Genomic DNA, 16105 nt, shown 5'->3' on the forward strand with positions numbered 1-16105 from the left:
AGCCTCGGTACAGACGCTAAGGAGCCCGTTACACAGGCTAACTGCCGCCGGGGTCTGTCGCCAAGCCACAAGCCAACGGACTGGCTAGAGCCTTTAGAGGTCTGGGCGCAAAACAGGGTGATATCGAGTTGCCAGGGTGGTTAGGAGGCACGGTTTTCGTCCCCACCCTGACCTGAAACGGTGTGAGGGTGACCTCAGAGGGTGATTGTGAGACGACGTTATCGACACCTGTGGATGGGGTGCCTCTTTGCCCTGTCCATTTTGCTGAGTACTGTTTTGGGACAGTGGCTCCACGGCACAACAGCGGTTTATGCCCAGCCAGCGTCGGATCTGATTCAAAACCGGGCATTGGCTTCCTACGTGCCCGATGGTGGTGGAACCCCCATAGTGCTGCCGCCCTCCATCACCACGACGGTACCGGTGGTGCCAGGGGTGGTGCCGCTTCAGATCCAACTCATTAAGACGGTTGACCGACCGACGACAACGCCGGGTGAGATCGTGAACTACCAGTTGGTGGTGACGAATCCCTCCGGTGCGGTGGCGAATCCGGTAACGATTACCGACCAGTTGCCCGTGGGCTTGGTTTACGTGGAAGGCTCGGTGCAGGCCACGCCGAATCCGCCCCCCCAGGTAGCCAGTACGGGGCGTACCCTCACCTTTACCTTTGGGGCCTTGCCGCCCGGACAGACCATTACCGTGAACTACCGGGTACAAGTCACGCCCGACGCGGTGCGTGGGGACGGGGTCAATAGGGCTGAGGCCTCAGCTCCTGGGGTGCCTCCCGTTACAGCCAACGCCCAGGTCACCATTACTCCTCCGCCTCGACTTCAGATTATCAAAACCTCGGATCGGGCCGCTGCTGAACCGGGGGATGTGGCGGTCTATCGCCTAGTGGTGACGAACGTCTCTGAGGTAACGGCGGATCCAGTAACCATCACCGACCAGTTACCCCTGGGGATGACCTACGTGCCCGACTCGATCCAGGCCACGCCCAACCCGCCTACCCAGGTGGTGAATACGGGCAGCAGCCTCCGCCTCACCTTTGGAGCCTTGCCACCGGGACAATCCATTACGGTGGTCTATGCGGTGCTAATGACCCCCGATGCGGTGCGGGGCGATGGTCGGAACATTGCCCAGGCGGCAACACCGGGGGCAACCACGGTCACAGCTACCTACCAAATGACCATCCGTCCCGGCATTTTGGCCGATTGCGGCACCATTGTAGGCCGGGTGTTTGTGGATAAAAACTTCGATGGTCAGCAGCAACCGGGAGAACCGGGTGTGCCCAATGCCGTGGTCTTTATGGACGACGGCAACCGCATCCTCGCCGATGCCGATGGGCTGTTCTCCTTGGTTAATGTGCTGCCCGGTTATCGCGTTGGCACCCTCGATCTCTACAGTATGCCGGGGTATACCCTGGCTCCCAACCTCTTCCGCATTGAGGAAAACAGTGTGTCTCGCATGGTGCGCCTGTCCCCAGGGGGGATGGCCCGCATGAACTTTGCCGTAACGCCGACCTTTGGGGAGGATCAGTCATGAGCCTTCGTTTCTCTCATGCCCTAGGACTGCTGGCTGCTCTCACGGGTAGCTGGGGGGTGACGAGCCCAGCTTGGGCCGATGTTGTCCTCGCCCCCAGTGCCAGCGAGGGGGGCGCGAATCCTACTGTTGCGGTGCCACCACTGTGGGCCGATGGGCTGGCCGAGGGTTCCTCCTATTCCTCCTCTTTCGGGAGTGAGTCCGGGAATGGGGCATCCGTGGCATCCCAGGGGAGTTCGGACTGGCCCGCCCTGACGGAGGCGATTACCGCCCTGCGGAGTCAGACTGCGGCCCTGGGGGAAGATTCTCAGCCAGAGGACTGGCAAACCGGGACGATTAACCTGGCCAACCGTCGGGAGAATAGCGACCTGTTTGAATCCGATCCGGGACAGCATCAGACCCCGCTGACGCCGCCCCCGGCCCAACCCCTCCCCGTCGGCACCTCGGAGGAAGAACCGGATTATCAACTCGTGTTGCGGCCCCAGCGGGAGGTGCAAATCCCCGCCAATGGTCGGTCGTCCCTGGTGCTAGAGGGGGACATTCTGGATCCAGAAGGCAACCCCCTAGAACGGGATGTGGTGGTGACCCTGACCAGCAGTGCCGGGGAGTTTATTGGAGCCGACCACGACACCGACCGCAGTGGCTTTCAGGTGTTAGCCCGTCAGGGGCGGTTCGAGGCGCGGTTGCGATCTACCCTAGAGGCCCAGGTGGTGACGGTGCAGGCCACGGCGGAGGGCAGGGCGGTGCGGGGGCTGGAAGACACCCAAACCCGCGAGCGCTATCCCCAACTGCTGGCGGATCTCCAGGTACATTTTTTGACCGATCTGCGGCCCACGTTGATTTCTGGCGTGGTTGATGTTCGGGTCGGGCGGGGGGGCACCAACCTGCTGAGCAGCTTTCGGGACTTCCTCAACCCCGTCAACTTGAACAATGACGTGGAGTTTGACCTCAATGCTGGGATTTTTGGTACGGGCAGTCTTGGGGAATGGACCTTCACCGGAGCCTACAACAACCAACGGGGGCTGAATGACCGCTGTGATGGCGGCGGGCTATACAGGGATGTACAAGCCTGTGATCAGCGCTATCCCACCTACGGCGACAGTTCCACCACCGCCTTTTTAACGCCCTCCACCGACAGTCTCTACCTGCGGTTTCAGCGAGATTCCCTCGCCCCCGATGCCAACCCCGACTATTTTATGTGGGGGGATTTTGGCACCCAGGAATTTGCCGCCCCCTCCCAGAGCTTTACGGCCACGGTGCGGGAGTTCCATGGCCTGAAGGGGAATTTCACCTTTGGCAATGGCATCCAACTCACCGCCCTCTATGGCGACAATGTGCGCCCCTTCCAGCGGGACACCATTGCCCCCGACGGCACCAGCGGTTTCTATTTCCTATCTCGGCGGTTGATTTTGCGCGGCAGTGAAAATGTGTTTTTGGAGACCGAGGAACTGAACCGCCCCGGCACGGTGATCAGCCGCCAGCCGCTGTTTCGAGGGGTAGACTACGAAATTGACTACGACCGGGGCACCCTGCTGTTTCGCCAGCCGATTAGCGCCCTGGATCTCAATCCCCTAGGGGTGACCCTGGTACAGCGGATTGTGGCCACCTACCAGGTAGACGATCCCAACAACCGGGGCAGCGTCTATGCCGGACGGGTGCAGTATCGGCCTGAGGGCGACCAGGGATTGCTGCTGGGAGCCTCGGTGCTGACGGAGGATCAAGGTATTCAGGACTTCACCCTCTACGGCGTTGACCTGCTGCTGCCCCTAGGGGATGTGGGCCGCATTGTGGGGGAGTTCGCCCGTTCCTCCGCCACCATCAACCAAATGAACGCCCAGGGCAACGCCTACCGCCTGGAAGCCTCCGCCTCCCCGGTGGATTGGCTGGCGGGGCAAGCCTACATCCGTTCGACGGACATCGGCTTTAACAACACGGCCTCAGCCAGTTTTCGGCCTGGGCAAACCCGCTGGGGCGCAGAACTCACCGGACGGATTAGCTCCTCTACCCAACTGCGAACCGGGGTGGATCAAGAGCGCAACGTGGGCACGGCTCCGGCGGTACTGACCACAGCGGAAGCCCTGCTCCAACCGGGTCAAACCCCGATCCAAGGGTCAGCGGTAGACAATACCCTAACGGAGTACCGGGCTGGGGTAATTCAGCAGTTGGGCACCGCCACCCTGGGGGTCGATTACGTCAACCGTTCCCGCACCGACCGGATTGGTAACCAGTCCATCAATGCCAGCCAGTTGGCCTCTCGGTTTAACTTGCCGATTACCGGAACCCTCAACTTCCTGGCCCAGAGCGAACTAAATCTCAGCAACCAGGCCGACCCCCTCTATCCCGACCGCCATACCGTTGGGCTGGAGTGGGCCTTGCAGCCCGGAGTCAGCCTGCGGTTGGCCCAGCAGTTTATTTCCGGTGGGCAGGGGCCAGGTTCCATCACCAGCTTGGATAGCCTAGTCAACTACGACCTCGATGACAACACTACCCTCACCAACCGCTACTCCCTGCTGGGGGCCAACAATGGCGTCACCGGGCAGGGCTCTATCGGGCTCAACCATCGCCTGGTGCTGGCTCCGGGCCTGCGGGCCAACTTTGGCTTCGAGCGCATCTTTGGCGATGCCTTTAACCTGACCGGGGCAGGGCAGCAGTTTGCCCAACCCTATGCCGTGGGGTCGGGGGCTTCGGCCCTCGGTCTACAAGCCTCCACCGCCTATCGGGTGGGGCTGGAATATACCGACAATCCCAACTGGCAGGCCAGTGGGCGGGTGGAGTATCGCGATTCTCCTGGTTCCAGTAACTTGGTGCTGGGGGCGGCGGCGGCGGGGCGGTTTACGGACGCTCTGACTGGGCTGTTTCGGTTTGACATGGCCAACTTTGCCAACCAAACCATCACCGACCAACTGGGCAACTCCAGCAACCTAAAGCTGGGTTTGGCCTACCGTAACCCCCACAGCGACCAACTCAACAGCCTGCTGAGCTACGAGTTTCGCAACAACCCCAGCACCACCCCCGAAAGCCTGCTGTTTGGGGCGGGCAGCGGTTCTCAGGATCACACCCTCTCCCTGGAAACCATCTACGCCCCCAATTGGCAGTGGGAATTCTATGGCCGCTACGGGCTACGCCACAGCACCACCCGCCTCACCCAGTCAATCATTCCCTCCAGCACGATTCACCTAGCCCAGTTTCGGGCCAACTATCGCTTTGCCTACCGCTGGGATGTGGGTGGCGAGGTGCGGTGGATTGGTCAGCCCGTGGTGGGCTACAACGAAACTGGATTTGCCCTAGAGGCGGGCTACTACCTCACCCCGGATGTGCGGCTGGGGCTGGGCTACAGCTTTGGTCAGGCCCATGAGGGATCCTTTGTGGGCGGGGGCAGACACCGCTCCGCCAGCGGCCCCTACTTTGGCATTACCGCCAAGGTGAACCAGCTCTTTAATTCCTTTGGGGTACAGCCCATCGCGCCCCCCCAACAGCAGGAATCTGCCGTGCCGGACAGGGGGCAGGGGGAACCCACGGATTCCGAACCCACGGATTCCGAACCCACGGATTCTGAACCCATGGATACCGAACCCACGGATGCGGCCCCTGTGGAGAGCCAGCCCCCAGAGCGCAACGCTGATCCTGAGGCAGCGTCCCGGTCGGTGAGGGCTGATTTTCTGGAGTTGGCCAGGGCAACTCCCCATCCTGCGGTCATGCAGGATGGTCGCATCGTCCTAGGAGGTGAAGAGTGATGGCGCAACCCATAATGGCGCAACGGTGGATCAGCCTGGGGGCCGTGGCCCTCGCCTTACCCGGATTGGCCCTGGCTACGGGACGGGCTTGGGGCGAAGAATTCCCGTTGCCTAGCTACCAAATCACCGTCACCAGCCCCCTAGATGGCCCCGTCCAGGCCGACGAGACCCTGACCCTGCGGGAAGCCCTGGAACTAGCCAACGGCACCCTGGTCTGGGACAGCCTCAGCCCAGCGGAGCAAGCCCTGGTGGCGGAACAACCGGAGGGCCAAGGCTCTGAGATTGGCTTTGCTTTACCGGAGGGCCAAACCACCATCGCCCTGACGGATCTGCTGCCGGAAATCGTTGCCCCTGGGCTGACCTTAGACGGCACCACCCAGGCGGGCTACAACCCTACCCTGATGCTGGATCCCAAGTTCCCGGCTCCCCCGGTGGTCACCCTCACCGTGGCCCCCGGATCTGAAGTGGCCAGAGGCTTCACCATTGCCGCCAGTGATGTGACGGTGCGCGGGTTCACCATGCACGGCTTCCGCACCAGCCACCGATCCACCCAAACCACGCCCCCGGCCAACATTTTCATCAGCGCCCAAGCGCCAGCAGTGGATTCCGCCCCTGATCTGCCACCGCTGTCGGTGTTTCGGCTCACGGAGCCCGAAGCCGCCCCCCGCAACGTGGTGATTGAGCAAAACTGGCTGGGCCTCACCGCCGAAGAGACTCTGCCCGATCAGCCCTCCGCCTTTGGGGTGGTGGTATTTAACGGAGTAGACACGGTGATTCGCCACAACCGGATCGAGTTCCACGACGGCAGCGCCGTGATTACGGGGCACCGAGCCGAGGGGCTGCACATCCACGAAAACGCCATCATCGGCAACGGACGGGCCGGAATGCCCGACGCCATCCGCCTAGAGGGGCAGATTGCCGCCAGCGACATTACCGGAAACCTGATCTGCGCCAACGATGGCAGCGGCGTATTCCTGTTTAAGCCCGATGGGGCCATCCAAATTCGCGACAACCAAATCCAGTTCAATGGCCGACGGTTTCAGCGATCTGCCGTCTACCTCATGGGCAGTGACCACCAGGTCACCAACAACGCCATTGGCTACCAGCCCGGAGCGGGGATCACCGTCGCCGCCTATCCTGCCAGCCATCGCAACCTGCTGCGGGGCAACCAGTTTGCCCAATTAGACGGCCTCAGCATCGACCTGATCGCCCAGGGCAGCACGGGGGTGCGCGACTTCCAAACTAGGGATGGCCCCAATCCGCCCCGGAATTCTCGCCACCGTCGGCTAGACACGGGCAACGGATCGGTAAATGCCCCAGACTTTGAGGCTTACCGCTTTGTGGCCCACAACGGCACCGCCCTCGTCACAGGCACCGCCGATCCTGGGACTGAGGTGGATTTGTACCATGTCCTGGAACTAGGTCTGCCCTACGGTGCCCTAGGGGAATACCTCGACACGGTGCAAACCGATCAGGCGGGTCAATTTGCCGCTAATGTAGCACTCCCGGTGGGAAGTCGGGTGAGCGCCTTGGCCACCGACCCCGCCCACGGCACCTCCGAACCCGCCGCCGTAGCCACCCTGACCGCCACCGATGGATCCTTCCCCACCCTGCCGCCCCCCGCCCCCGACTTGCCCGATTGTTCGCCCCCCTTGCCGTTGCCCCCCCCCGTATTCGAGGAAGTGCCGCCAGAGCCCTTAGTCTTAGAACTGGCCCGCAATATCCACTTCGCCCTAGATCAGTCAGACATCAGCCCAGAGAGTATGGCCATCCTCGACAACATTGCCGCCGCCATGCTGGAATACCCCTTCCTGACGGTAGAACTCCACGGCCACACCGACCCCCGTGCCAGCGCCGCCTACAACATGGCCCTCAGCGAACGCCGCGCTCTCGCCGCCAGGGATTACCTCCTACGCCAAGGCGTGGCCCCAGAACGGATGCGAATTGTGCCCTTCGGCCTCACCCAACGCCGCAGCCAAGACAGTTCTCGCCTTGCCTATGCCCGCGACCGCCGTGTGGAATTCATCTTCACCGACCTGCGTGGCCTGGAGATTATCTTCATCGACCAAGAAGCCGACCTCCAACTGGAGTAGGCCCAGCCAGCCCCCTATCTTGCCCCTTGCCGATCCTTCGAGATACCGCCCTCACCCCAACCCTTGTCTATGCGCCTATCTTCTCCGATCTCCCCCTCTGACCTCGCTCCAACGCTCTGGCCCTGGGTTAAACGGTTAGCCAGTACGCTGATGGCAGGGCTGTTTATGGTCACCAGTTTGCTGGCCTGGGCTCCCCCCGCCCAGGCCCAGGCTGGCCTAGCGTCCTTCCAGCCCCTAACACTGCTGAACGTAACGCCCCAAGCGGCCACCCCTAGCTCAGCCCCTAACACCCCCTACGCTAACCCTTGTGATAATGATGCTGTTGCTGGTAGTTTCGGTACCTTAGCCGGATGTACTGGAGCCACAGTTAACCTCACCTTTGGGGACGGAAATAACCGGGTCTTGCAGTCTTTTAACACGGCGATGTTATCCAATATCAGCCGTGTGCAAGGTCTGAATGAGCAAGTGAGGATTCGCCGTAACCCAGCCATATCAATTAATGGCAGCACTAACATTACCCGTGACGTTTTGTTCTACGAGCTCGGAACGATCACCGATGCTAATGCCGTGGATACCGCTCCGCCGCCAACGGTCATTACCCTTCGGCCCAGTCAGGCAACAGACATTGAAGCAACGTTGCTCAGTCCCGTCGTGAACCGAGGGATTGACAATGTCTTTCATAATGAGTTGGGGCCTGTTGGCGATAACATTAGGCAGGATACCCGCAGCAATATTGAACGGATTGACTATATCCTGCCTGGTGGGGTAGTGGTGCCTCCAGACCTTCGGGGCCAAGAAGGCTTTTTGGTGCTGGAGCGAAACGGCAATGATCGATTTGGTATTGCGGCTATTACCAGCCTGAATAATGGTGTTCCAGCTAGCTATGGCCCTCTGAGGTCAGTGGCTGCCACTACTACCAACTGGGGCAACATCAATGATGTCCAACTTTCCTCAGTGGTATTTCGTCGAGAGCAGGCTGGAGCCGATCTGCGTCCCTCCCATACGGTGTCGAATCAGTCCGTTCGGGGGATTTTCTTCCCCATTAGCTCTCTCCTATCGACGCTTCCAGCGGATGCTCCTGTCTTTGGCTATTCCCTAGTGGCGGGAGATGTGGGGACGAGTACTAACCTGGTGAACTTTACTACATTTCCCCCGGCCACCAATGGACAGTCCGACCAAGGGGGGCTAGACCTTGTGGCCGGGGGCTTTGGCTTGTTCCGGATTCCCCGTCCCAGCATAGCGGGCAACCTATTTTTGAATAAGCGCATCACCCGAATTACGGCGGCGGGTACTACCACCTCCTTTACCAATACTGAGGCAGACAATACCGCGAATAATGTTGGGTTTCCTGCCTTGGTGGCGGCGGGGTTGGGCCAGGGTGCCATTAATATTGCCAACCCAGAGTTGCAGCCTGGCGACGAGGTGGAATATACCCTCTACATCAACAACACCGGGGAATTGGCCGTTGATAATGTGCAAATTTGTGACCAGATTCCGCCTGGTACCACGTTTGTGCCCGATGCCTTTGGGGCGGGTCTTGGGGTGCAGGCCATTCCGCCCAGCAATGCCCTAAACACCCCTCCCTTTAACTACCCGACCGTGACCTACACCAGCGCTGCCGATGCCGACCCGGCGACGTTTCTGCCCTCCGGTTCTGCCCTGCCAGCCATTTGTGGGGCCGACCGGGGCAATGGTGCCTTGGTGGTGAATGTGGGTACTGTAAGGGCTAATCAGGTCGGCGTAATTCGGTTCCGCACCCAGGTCAACCCATTTCTACCGTAGCCCTAGAATCCTATAGCAATCGGCCAGTCGGTTAGGGCACCACCGATGCAGTGAACCGTCATTCCCGTGACAACGGGAATCCACCCAGGCGCTGCTGTCCAACGTTGGGTTCCCGCCTTCGCTGGAAAGACGGGCTTCCTCTTTATCGAATCAGACAAACCCGATTCCCAACCCGAAAAGCCGTAGGGGTAGGGTTTCCTCTATGGGGCAGAGGTGGGGTCAAGACAGGGATTATGGCCAGAGTCTACGCTGGGCTGAACCGTGAGGACGTAGGCTTTGGGGTGGTCTGCGGTGGGTAACGGTTGGTCGGCAATGGCCTTCAGCGCCTTTTCATCCACGGCCCCATAGCCAGAACTTTGCAGCACCACGGGATCGCCGTGGTGGGAGCCATCGGGGTTGGTGACAATGCCGACCTTCACCGGGCCAGGGGCCTGGGCTAGGCACACCCGTTGACGATAGACCAGGGGCACCGGATCGGGCAGGGCTTCGGGGGAGAGATCCGCCACTCCAGTATCTTGACGAATGGCGTCCTGCCATTGGGTTTGGTTGAGGGGGAACACCTCATCCGCACTGGCCACCGCATCGAAGCGAAACCGCTGGCGAAGGTTGGCGGCGAGGCGATCAATCCGCCCTTGGGGCAAGTTGAGTTGGGCGGCGTAGGCTTGCAACTGTTCCCGCAGGTCGTTGCCTGAGAGGGGTTGGCTGTTGGCGGGCGGGGCCGAGGGGGCTGCTGGGGCTGGGCTAGCGGATGGTGTCGTCCCAGGACTAGAACCCGTGGGTCGAGTGGTGGTTGCCGATTCGGGTGTACGGCTGTCACGGGCATTGCCGCCGGAGCCACTCCCCTGGGGGCGGGGGCTGTTTTGGCCTGGGTTCCTTTGGGAAGCAGCGGGTGGACGGGTTGGCGACGGGCTGGCGACGGCTGAGTTGGGGTTAGGGTCGCTGGGGCGTTGAATGCGAGCAATCCCCCTAGGGTCGGCGGTGGGGCGTTGGCCCGTGGTGGGGGGTAGATTTCCCGCAGGACGGCTATTGAACGGACTTTCCGCAGGGGAAGCCGGGGCGGCGGGGGGAATGCGGGTAATGGCCACGCTGTCTTGCTCCGGGTCGGGGGGTGGAATGGCCTCATCCTGGGAGGCTCCGGTGGGCACCAGCAAAATCAACCCATGCAGCCCCAAGGAGGCCAGCAGCATCGGGGCCAGCCACCGCTGCCATCGGGGACGACTATCGTTTGGCTTGGTCATTCGGATGGTCATGGCAAGGCGAGGTAAGGCAGAGGTATCAGGCCCCATAGTGATGTAGGGCGGTTTCTTTAGGATAGATCTTGGGGGGGTGGGCCTTGGCTGGAGGAGGACAGTTTAGAACCGCCTAGCCTAGCCTGGGGTCGGACGACCAGATAATCACCAAGCCCGTCCCCGCTGGATTGCCTACCCCTACCCCCACCACGGAGATGAACAAAAGCGACTGGTCTCCCTGCCACACCTGAAACAGCGTGTGATCACAGTAGCCCTCCGGTAGGGCATTGACCTGGTAGGTGGGCGACGGAAACGTTCGGGGAACATCCTGTTGCTCGATGAATTGCACGTTCCGGGTCAGGTAGCGCACATCCACGGCCCCTGGTGCCAAGCTGTAGCTATCCTCGCTGATTTGGCTAAAGAAACAGGCTTGCTTCTGGGCTGTCCATTCCTGGATGCCGCGTCGGGTTAAAAAGGCCACCGCTGGAAATGAGGTGGCGGTGGAGTCAAAATCGCTATCCCCCGAACCGCGAGTTAGCCGAGTCACGATTTCGAGCACCTCCTGCTCCTGTACCACCACGGGCGGAGGACTGGGCTCCACAGCGGGCGGGGGAGTAGCCTGAACCGCTTCATCCACTGCACCATTATCCGCGCCCGTCTCTGCCATGGGTTCTGGGGGCGGAACCTCAGGGTCAGGGTATTGATCCGGCACCCTAGGGGCGACGGGGGCTTGGGGGGGGGGCGAGGATGGAGGGGCGACAGCAGCCGGGGGCGGTTCTGCCGGGGGCGGTTCGGCTTCGGCAGGTGGCGTGGCCAATCGGCTAATGCTGAGGAGATCGACAAACTCCTCCTCCTCCGGAGTCGCTTCCTCCACCTCTGGTTCTGGGGCAGGATCCGGCAGGGGGGCCAGCAGCAGCAGCCCGTGCAGCCCTAGGGAAAGCCCCAACAGCGGCGCAATCAAAGGTTTGAGCCCGGTTAGGCGTCGTCCCCACTGGGGCTTAGCAGAATCCATCATGGAAGTTGTGAGAACGAAACCCCAGCCCCATCTTCCAGTCATCACAGAGAAGCGGGGCTGGGGGATTAGCAAGTCACGAATCTACAGCAGGTCAGCCATAAGGTCGGCATAACGGCTTTCCGGCAGGGGCACATAGCCCACCTCTGGCACCAGGGTGGTGGCATTGTCCAGCATGAATTCCACAAAGGCCCGCACTTCAGGGCGAGACTCCAGGCTGGTCTTCTTCACATAAATGAAGATGGGCCGAGAAAGGGGCACGTAGGTACCATCGGCGACGTGTTCAACCGTGGGGGTTACCCCATCAATGGCGACGGAGGCGAGGCGACTCTGGTTTTCCAGGTAGTAGGCCATGCCAAAGTAGCCCAGGGCATTCCGGTCACGGGATACCCCAACCACCAGAATGTTGTCGTCTTCGCTGGCGGTGTAGTCGGCGCGGCTATCGCCCGATTCACCCACAATGGCCTCCGTGAAGTAGTCGAAGGTGCCGGAGTCGGTGCCGGGGCCATAGAGTTCGATGGGGCTGTTGGGCCAACTCGGGTTGATCTGGTTCCAGCGGTTAATGCGGCCTTCGGCGGCGGGTTCCCACAGCGTCCGCAGTTGCTCCACGGTCATTGTTCTGGCCCAGGTGTTTTCGGGGTGAATCACCACGGTCAGGGCGTCGATGGCAATGGGCACTTCTACATACTCCACCCCAGCGGCGGCACAGGCTTCGATTTCTGTGTCTTTGATGGGCCGAGAAGCTCCGGTGATATCCAGCTCATCGGCGCAGAACTTTTTGAAGCCGCCCCCGGTGCCAGAAACACCGACGGTCACCTGCATCCCAGGGTTAGCGGCGATAAACTCCTCCGCCATCGCCTCGCTGATGGGGAACACCGTACTAGACCCATCCACCTGAATTAGCCGACTTTGGGACAGGGCCTGGGGCGCACCGATCCCTAATGCCACGGTGGCCGTCACTGCGCTAGCTAGGACATAGCGGTTAAACTTTTGTCTGCTCATCACCATAGATCATTCTCCGTAGCGGTCGAAGGAAGAAAATTTCGCCATCCCAGAGAATACGCGGCCCAGCCTAAGGTGACCTCATGGCTAAGCTAAGGCTATGTTGTCTAAGCCTCAACAAAAGTTTAAGGAAACGGTGAATGCTCCAGCCCTTGCGGCTCCCCAATCCCCGATTTCCTGATTCCCTAGTTTCCTGATTCCCCACCTCTCCGCCTCCCCACCTCCCCGCATCTCCGCCGCCTCCCTATAGATCCTATGTCTCCCCCCTCCTCCCTCGCCCACCTCATGCCTCGTCTTTCTTGGCTGCTATGGCCAAGCGTGGCCGTCTTTGTGGGGTTTAGCTGGCTACCCCTCAGCTACTTCCGCATGGTGGGCTGGCCTTGGATTTTGCTATGGCAAGGAGGATTTCTAGCGCTGGTGATCTGGCTCATTGTGAGACTGCGCCAGTTTCAACAACCTTTTTATTCCTTAGGGCACGGACTGGATGGCTGGCTGCTGACCTTGATGAGCGTTTTGGCGGTATCGAGTCTGCGATCCCCCTTTCCCCGTGTAGCGTTGCTAAATGCCAGCTTGGCGGTGACCTATGGCCTAGGGATCTATGCCTATCGAAATTGGGTCGATCAAAGTTGGCTAACGCGGCGGCGACTGGGGCTGGGCTTAGTGACGGTGGCGGCGGGGGTGGCGCTGATTAGCCTAACCCTGTGGCGACCCACGGCGGATCTGTGGCAATCGCAAAATTTCATGACAGCGATTCGCAACCATCAACCCCTGGGGCACCACAATTTTGTCGGCGGCTATCTGGGGCTGATGCTGCCCCTGGCGGTGGCGGCGGCGCTTTCCCTGGCTGGGATCTGGCGGTGGGCGGCGGCGGCATCCGTAGGACTGATCACGGTGGCGCTCTACGTCAGTGGTTCCCGTGGGGCGGCCTTGGGGCTGGTGGTGTGGCTGCTGGTGACTTGGATCGGTGGACTGGTACGGGCCGACAAAACCCATCGCTGGCGTTGGGGGCTGATGGGATTGGTGACCCTAGGCGGCGTGGGGCTGGCCCTGGCGACGAATCCCCGCATTCGCGGCTGGTTTAGCACGACGGGCACCACCGATGGCCCCACCCTAGACCGCTGGTTTATGCTGCGGTTGGGAGGCAACATTCTGCAAGATCGGCCCCTAGTCGGCGTTGGCCCTGGGGTGATGAGTCGCGTGTCTAACCTCTATCGCCCCATCGAAACCGGGGCCGGACTGGATCACATTCAGCAGTTGCACAATACCCCAGTACAGCTTGCCGGGGAATTGGGCCTGCCGGGGTTAGTCCTATATATGGCAGGACTTTTTCTGATCGGTAGACTGTGGTGGCGGCTGTGGCGGTTGCCCTTAACGGCAGAAGATCGCTACCTATTGGGCGGCATCGGCGGCGCATTCCTGGCCTACGGGGTCTCCAGTTTGACGGACTACCAGCTCGAAAACATCCCCATCGCCGGAACCCTGCTGGCCTTGGTGGTTTTGCTCATTAGCTTAGCCGATGCCTACGGTTTACCTAGGGTCAGTCAATCGCCAAGTCCCCGCAACCCTCACCCTAAATCCCTCTCCCATGGGGAGATGGACTTTGAGACCCGTTTCCGGCCCCCCTCTCCCCATGGGAGAGGGGCTGGGGGTGAGGGCAGGATCGTAGAAAAAGAGCAGGTTTGTGGGACAGAAGTCTTGCCTGCCCGTCGTCGGTGGGCCAGCTTAGCCGTATGGGCCTGGGTTGGTCTGCTGTTGTACCTTTGGCTACCCTTTACGTTGACCGTGGGCTTTGGGGCCTGGGCCGATGGCGCGTTCTACAACCAGAACATTAACCTCGCCGATACCCGCTGGCACAAGGCCACCCTCCTCAGCCCTTGGGATCCCACGGCAGCGGCGGTGGCCAGTGAGGCGTTCTATGATCTAGATGCCATGTTGGGCGACTCCGAAGCCAAGGATAACGTGCGATCTCTGGTGGTGGACTATGCGCAGCAGGCCCAAGCTGCTGCCCCTAACGACGCCTGGTTTAACCAAAACCTCGCGGTTCTGTATCAACCCGAAAATCCCGCCCAAGCTCTCCCCTATGCCCAGCGGGCCGTCCAGATCATCCCCCGCAACCGCAACCATGGTTACTGGCTGTTGGGCGAACTGTTGTTAGCCACGGGCCAAGCCCCCGAAGCCATCGCCGCCTTTACCCTAGAAGCCCTGGTTAACCCCGAATCCCTCACCTATCCCCTGTGGGAGGAACCGCCCCTGCAAGCCATTTACCCCGCCGTAGTCGAACAAACCCTGACCGAATACGACCAGTTACTCACCGACCTTGACCCGCAAGCTCCGGGCTACAGCATTCTCTACGAAATCCGTGCCGTCCTCGGCTGGTGGGTCGGTCAGCCCCTAGAACCGATGGATACCGACCGTTTGCGCCCCATCCTCCCAATCCTATTTTTGGCCGAAACTAATCCCGTCACCGCCCTCACCCAAATGGAAGCCCTGATCGCCACCGATGCCACGCCGCCGAATCTGCTCCTTACCGCATGGCTCGATCCCGTTACCCATTGGCCCACCTACACCAAGGCCATCGGTGATCCCTCCAACATCAATACCCTACGCCTAGAGGAAACCCTTGATACTCAACCGCTGAGAGATTGGCTCACCTCGCTCCCTCAACGCCCTGATCGATCCTACCGAGGGGCGCTGACCTTCGCCTACCGCAACGCCCAGGCCAAACAGATGACCCAAATGCTAGCCCCTCCCAGGCTAAAAACCCACTTCGTCCTCCGTAAACTATCGCTATTCCAATCCTGGCCGAGGGAATTTCCCGCCCTCGATCACCGTCTGGTCGCTCTCCAGGCTGAGGCGCTGGGATTGACGCTCCGCGACTGATACCAAATCCGACCCGTCTATCCCCAATATCCAGCAGGTGAGGAGACCTCGCCCCTACCGTTTGCGGGGTCTTGACGATCTGCGGCGGCCTCCCTACGACGGATTTCCCACGAACGATCCCCCAGCGTTAAGCCCCTGGTGCAGGGGAACGGGATTTTAGGGTTGGCTGGCTTCAGTGCTACATTGAACCCAGCGCCGATTTGTAAACATTCATTAAATTTCTTCCGATGCTGATTCTCTCTGCCACCAATGGCAACAACCTCGCCTTGGCCCATGCCTTTGCTGAAGCCGCCACCCAACGGGGCATTGCCGCCGAAGTCATCAGCCTGCCCGACCTCAAACTGCCCCTCTACGATTCGGTGGCAAGCGATGCTGGCCCTGGCCTTGTCGCCCTCGCTCAAGCTCTGAGACAACACCAAGGTCTAGTCGTCTGTGCCCCGGAGTACAACGGATCCATTCCTCCAGTGATGAGCAATGCCATTGCCTGGTTGTCGGTCAGCACCGAGGATTTCCGTGCCCTGTTCAATGCTCGTCCGGTAGCCTTGGGCACCCACAGCGGCGGCGGTGGCCAAAAAGTCGGGCTGGCCATGCGTCAGCAGCTTGCCCATCTAGGGTGTAATGTGCTAGGTCGAGAAGTGTTGGCCAATGCCCAAAAAGCCGCCAACCCTGAGTCCATTGCCGCTGTGGTAGCTCAACTCAGCGCCCTAGAACCCTCCTACCAAGAGGCATTGACCACGGCCTAGGTCGGTCGGCACCATGGGGATGGTCTAAGCCCAGCGATCTCTTATCCTGGCTCAAAATCTCGATCTATCCTTTAGGATCACGGCATGGATTCAG

9 protein-coding genes are annotated in these 16105 nt (G+C 60.6%); 6 read left to right on the top strand and 3 right to left on the bottom strand.

The genetic code is table 11. The annotated features are described in order from the left end of the window. The first annotated feature begins 207 nt into the window (after positions 1 to 207). From H6G62_RS07120 to H6G62_RS07135, 4 genes are all read left to right on the top strand, one after another. Positions 208 to 1539, top strand: coding sequence for a hypothetical protein (locus H6G62_RS07120; protein ID WP_347239304.1), 1332 nt, complete (start codon positions 208 to 210; stop codon positions 1537 to 1539). Further along, complete coding sequence (locus H6G62_RS07125; RefSeq protein WP_190493481.1) at positions 1536 to 5270, top strand: TonB-dependent receptor; 3735 nt, start codon at positions 1536 to 1538, stop codon at positions 5268 to 5270. The genes H6G62_RS07120 and H6G62_RS07125 overlap by 4 nt, the downstream gene beginning before the upstream one ends. Continuing rightward, a complete protein-coding gene (locus H6G62_RS28275) occupies positions 5270 to 7363 on the top strand; it encodes an OmpA family protein (RefSeq protein WP_199324807.1) in 2094 nt (697 codons plus the stop codon). The genes H6G62_RS07125 and H6G62_RS28275 overlap by 1 nt, the downstream gene beginning before the upstream one ends. 69 nt (positions 7364 to 7432) lie before the next feature. Continuing rightward, the gene (locus tag H6G62_RS07135; protein ID WP_190493483.1) at positions 7433 to 9145 is read left to right on the top strand and encodes a DUF11 domain-containing protein; all 1713 of its coding nucleotides are present in this window, start codon (positions 7433 to 7435) and stop codon (positions 9143 to 9145) included. Positions 9146 to 9345: 200 nt separating this feature from the next. On the opposite strand, the gene H6G62_RS07140 is transcribed toward H6G62_RS07135, so the two are convergent. The 3 genes from H6G62_RS07140 to H6G62_RS07150 form a co-directional block, all read right to left on the bottom strand. Continuing rightward, positions 9346 to 10383: a hypothetical protein gene (locus H6G62_RS07140; protein ID WP_190493485.1), complete on the bottom strand. Its 1038-nt coding sequence runs from the start codon at positions 10381 to 10383 to the stop codon at positions 9346 to 9348. Positions 10384 to 10507: 124 nt separating this feature from the next. Further along, positions 10508 to 11389 carry a hypothetical protein gene (locus tag H6G62_RS07145; protein ID WP_190493487.1) on the bottom strand — a complete coding sequence of 294 codons (882 nt, stop codon included), beginning with the start codon at positions 11387 to 11389 and terminating at the stop codon, positions 10508 to 10510. 81 nt (positions 11390 to 11470) lie between these two features. Beyond that, a complete protein-coding gene (locus H6G62_RS07150; RefSeq protein ID WP_190493488.1) occupies positions 11471 to 12394 on the bottom strand; it encodes a PstS family phosphate ABC transporter substrate-binding protein in 924 nt (307 codons plus the stop codon). Between the two features lie 249 nt (positions 12395 to 12643). On the opposite strand from H6G62_RS07150, the gene H6G62_RS07155 reads away from it, so the two are divergent. Beyond that, on the top strand, positions 12644 to 15268 hold the full coding sequence (locus H6G62_RS07155) for an O-antigen ligase family protein (RefSeq protein ID WP_190493489.1): 2625 nt from the start codon (positions 12644 to 12646) through the stop codon (positions 15266 to 15268). A 227-nt stretch (positions 15269 to 15495) separates the two neighbouring features. Then, positions 15496 to 16011, top strand: a complete 516-nt coding sequence (locus tag H6G62_RS07160) for an NAD(P)H-dependent oxidoreductase (RefSeq protein WP_190493490.1) — start codon at positions 15496 to 15498, stop codon at positions 16009 to 16011. Positions 16012 to 16105 lie beyond the last annotated feature (94 nt).

The organism is Phormidium sp. FACHB-1136 (assembly GCF_014697375.1).
Classification (GTDB): domain Bacteria; phylum Cyanobacteriota; class Cyanobacteriia; order Phormidesmidales; family Phormidesmidaceae; genus Nodosilinea.

Bases quoted from the DNA above. Each gene is read 5' to 3' on its own strand.
- H6G62_RS07125 (WP_190493481.1), top strand. From the start codon at position 1,536: ATGAGCCTTCGTTTCTCTCATGCCCTAGGACTGCTGGCTGCTCTCACG.
- H6G62_RS28275 (WP_199324807.1), top strand. From the start codon at position 5,270: ATGGCGCAACCCATAATGGCGCAACGGTGGATCAGCCTGGGGGCCGTG.
- H6G62_RS07135 (WP_190493483.1), top strand. From the start codon at position 7,433: ATGCGCCTATCTTCTCCGATCTCCCCCTCTGACCTCGCTCCAACGCTC.
- H6G62_RS07140 (WP_190493485.1), bottom strand. From the start codon at position 10,383: ATGACCAAGCCAAACGATAGTCGTCCCCGATGGCAGCGGTGGCTGGCC.
- H6G62_RS07145 (WP_190493487.1), bottom strand. From the start codon at position 11,389: ATGATGGATTCTGCTAAGCCCCAGTGGGGACGACGCCTAACCGGGCTC.
- H6G62_RS07150 (WP_190493488.1), bottom strand. From the start codon at position 12,394: ATGGTGATGAGCAGACAAAAGTTTAACCGCTATGTCCTAGCTAGCGCA.
- H6G62_RS07155 (WP_190493489.1), top strand. From the start codon at position 12,644: ATGTCTCCCCCCTCCTCCCTCGCCCACCTCATGCCTCGTCTTTCTTGG.
- H6G62_RS07160 (WP_190493490.1), top strand. From the start codon at position 15,496: ATGCTGATTCTCTCTGCCACCAATGGCAACAACCTCGCCTTGGCCCAT.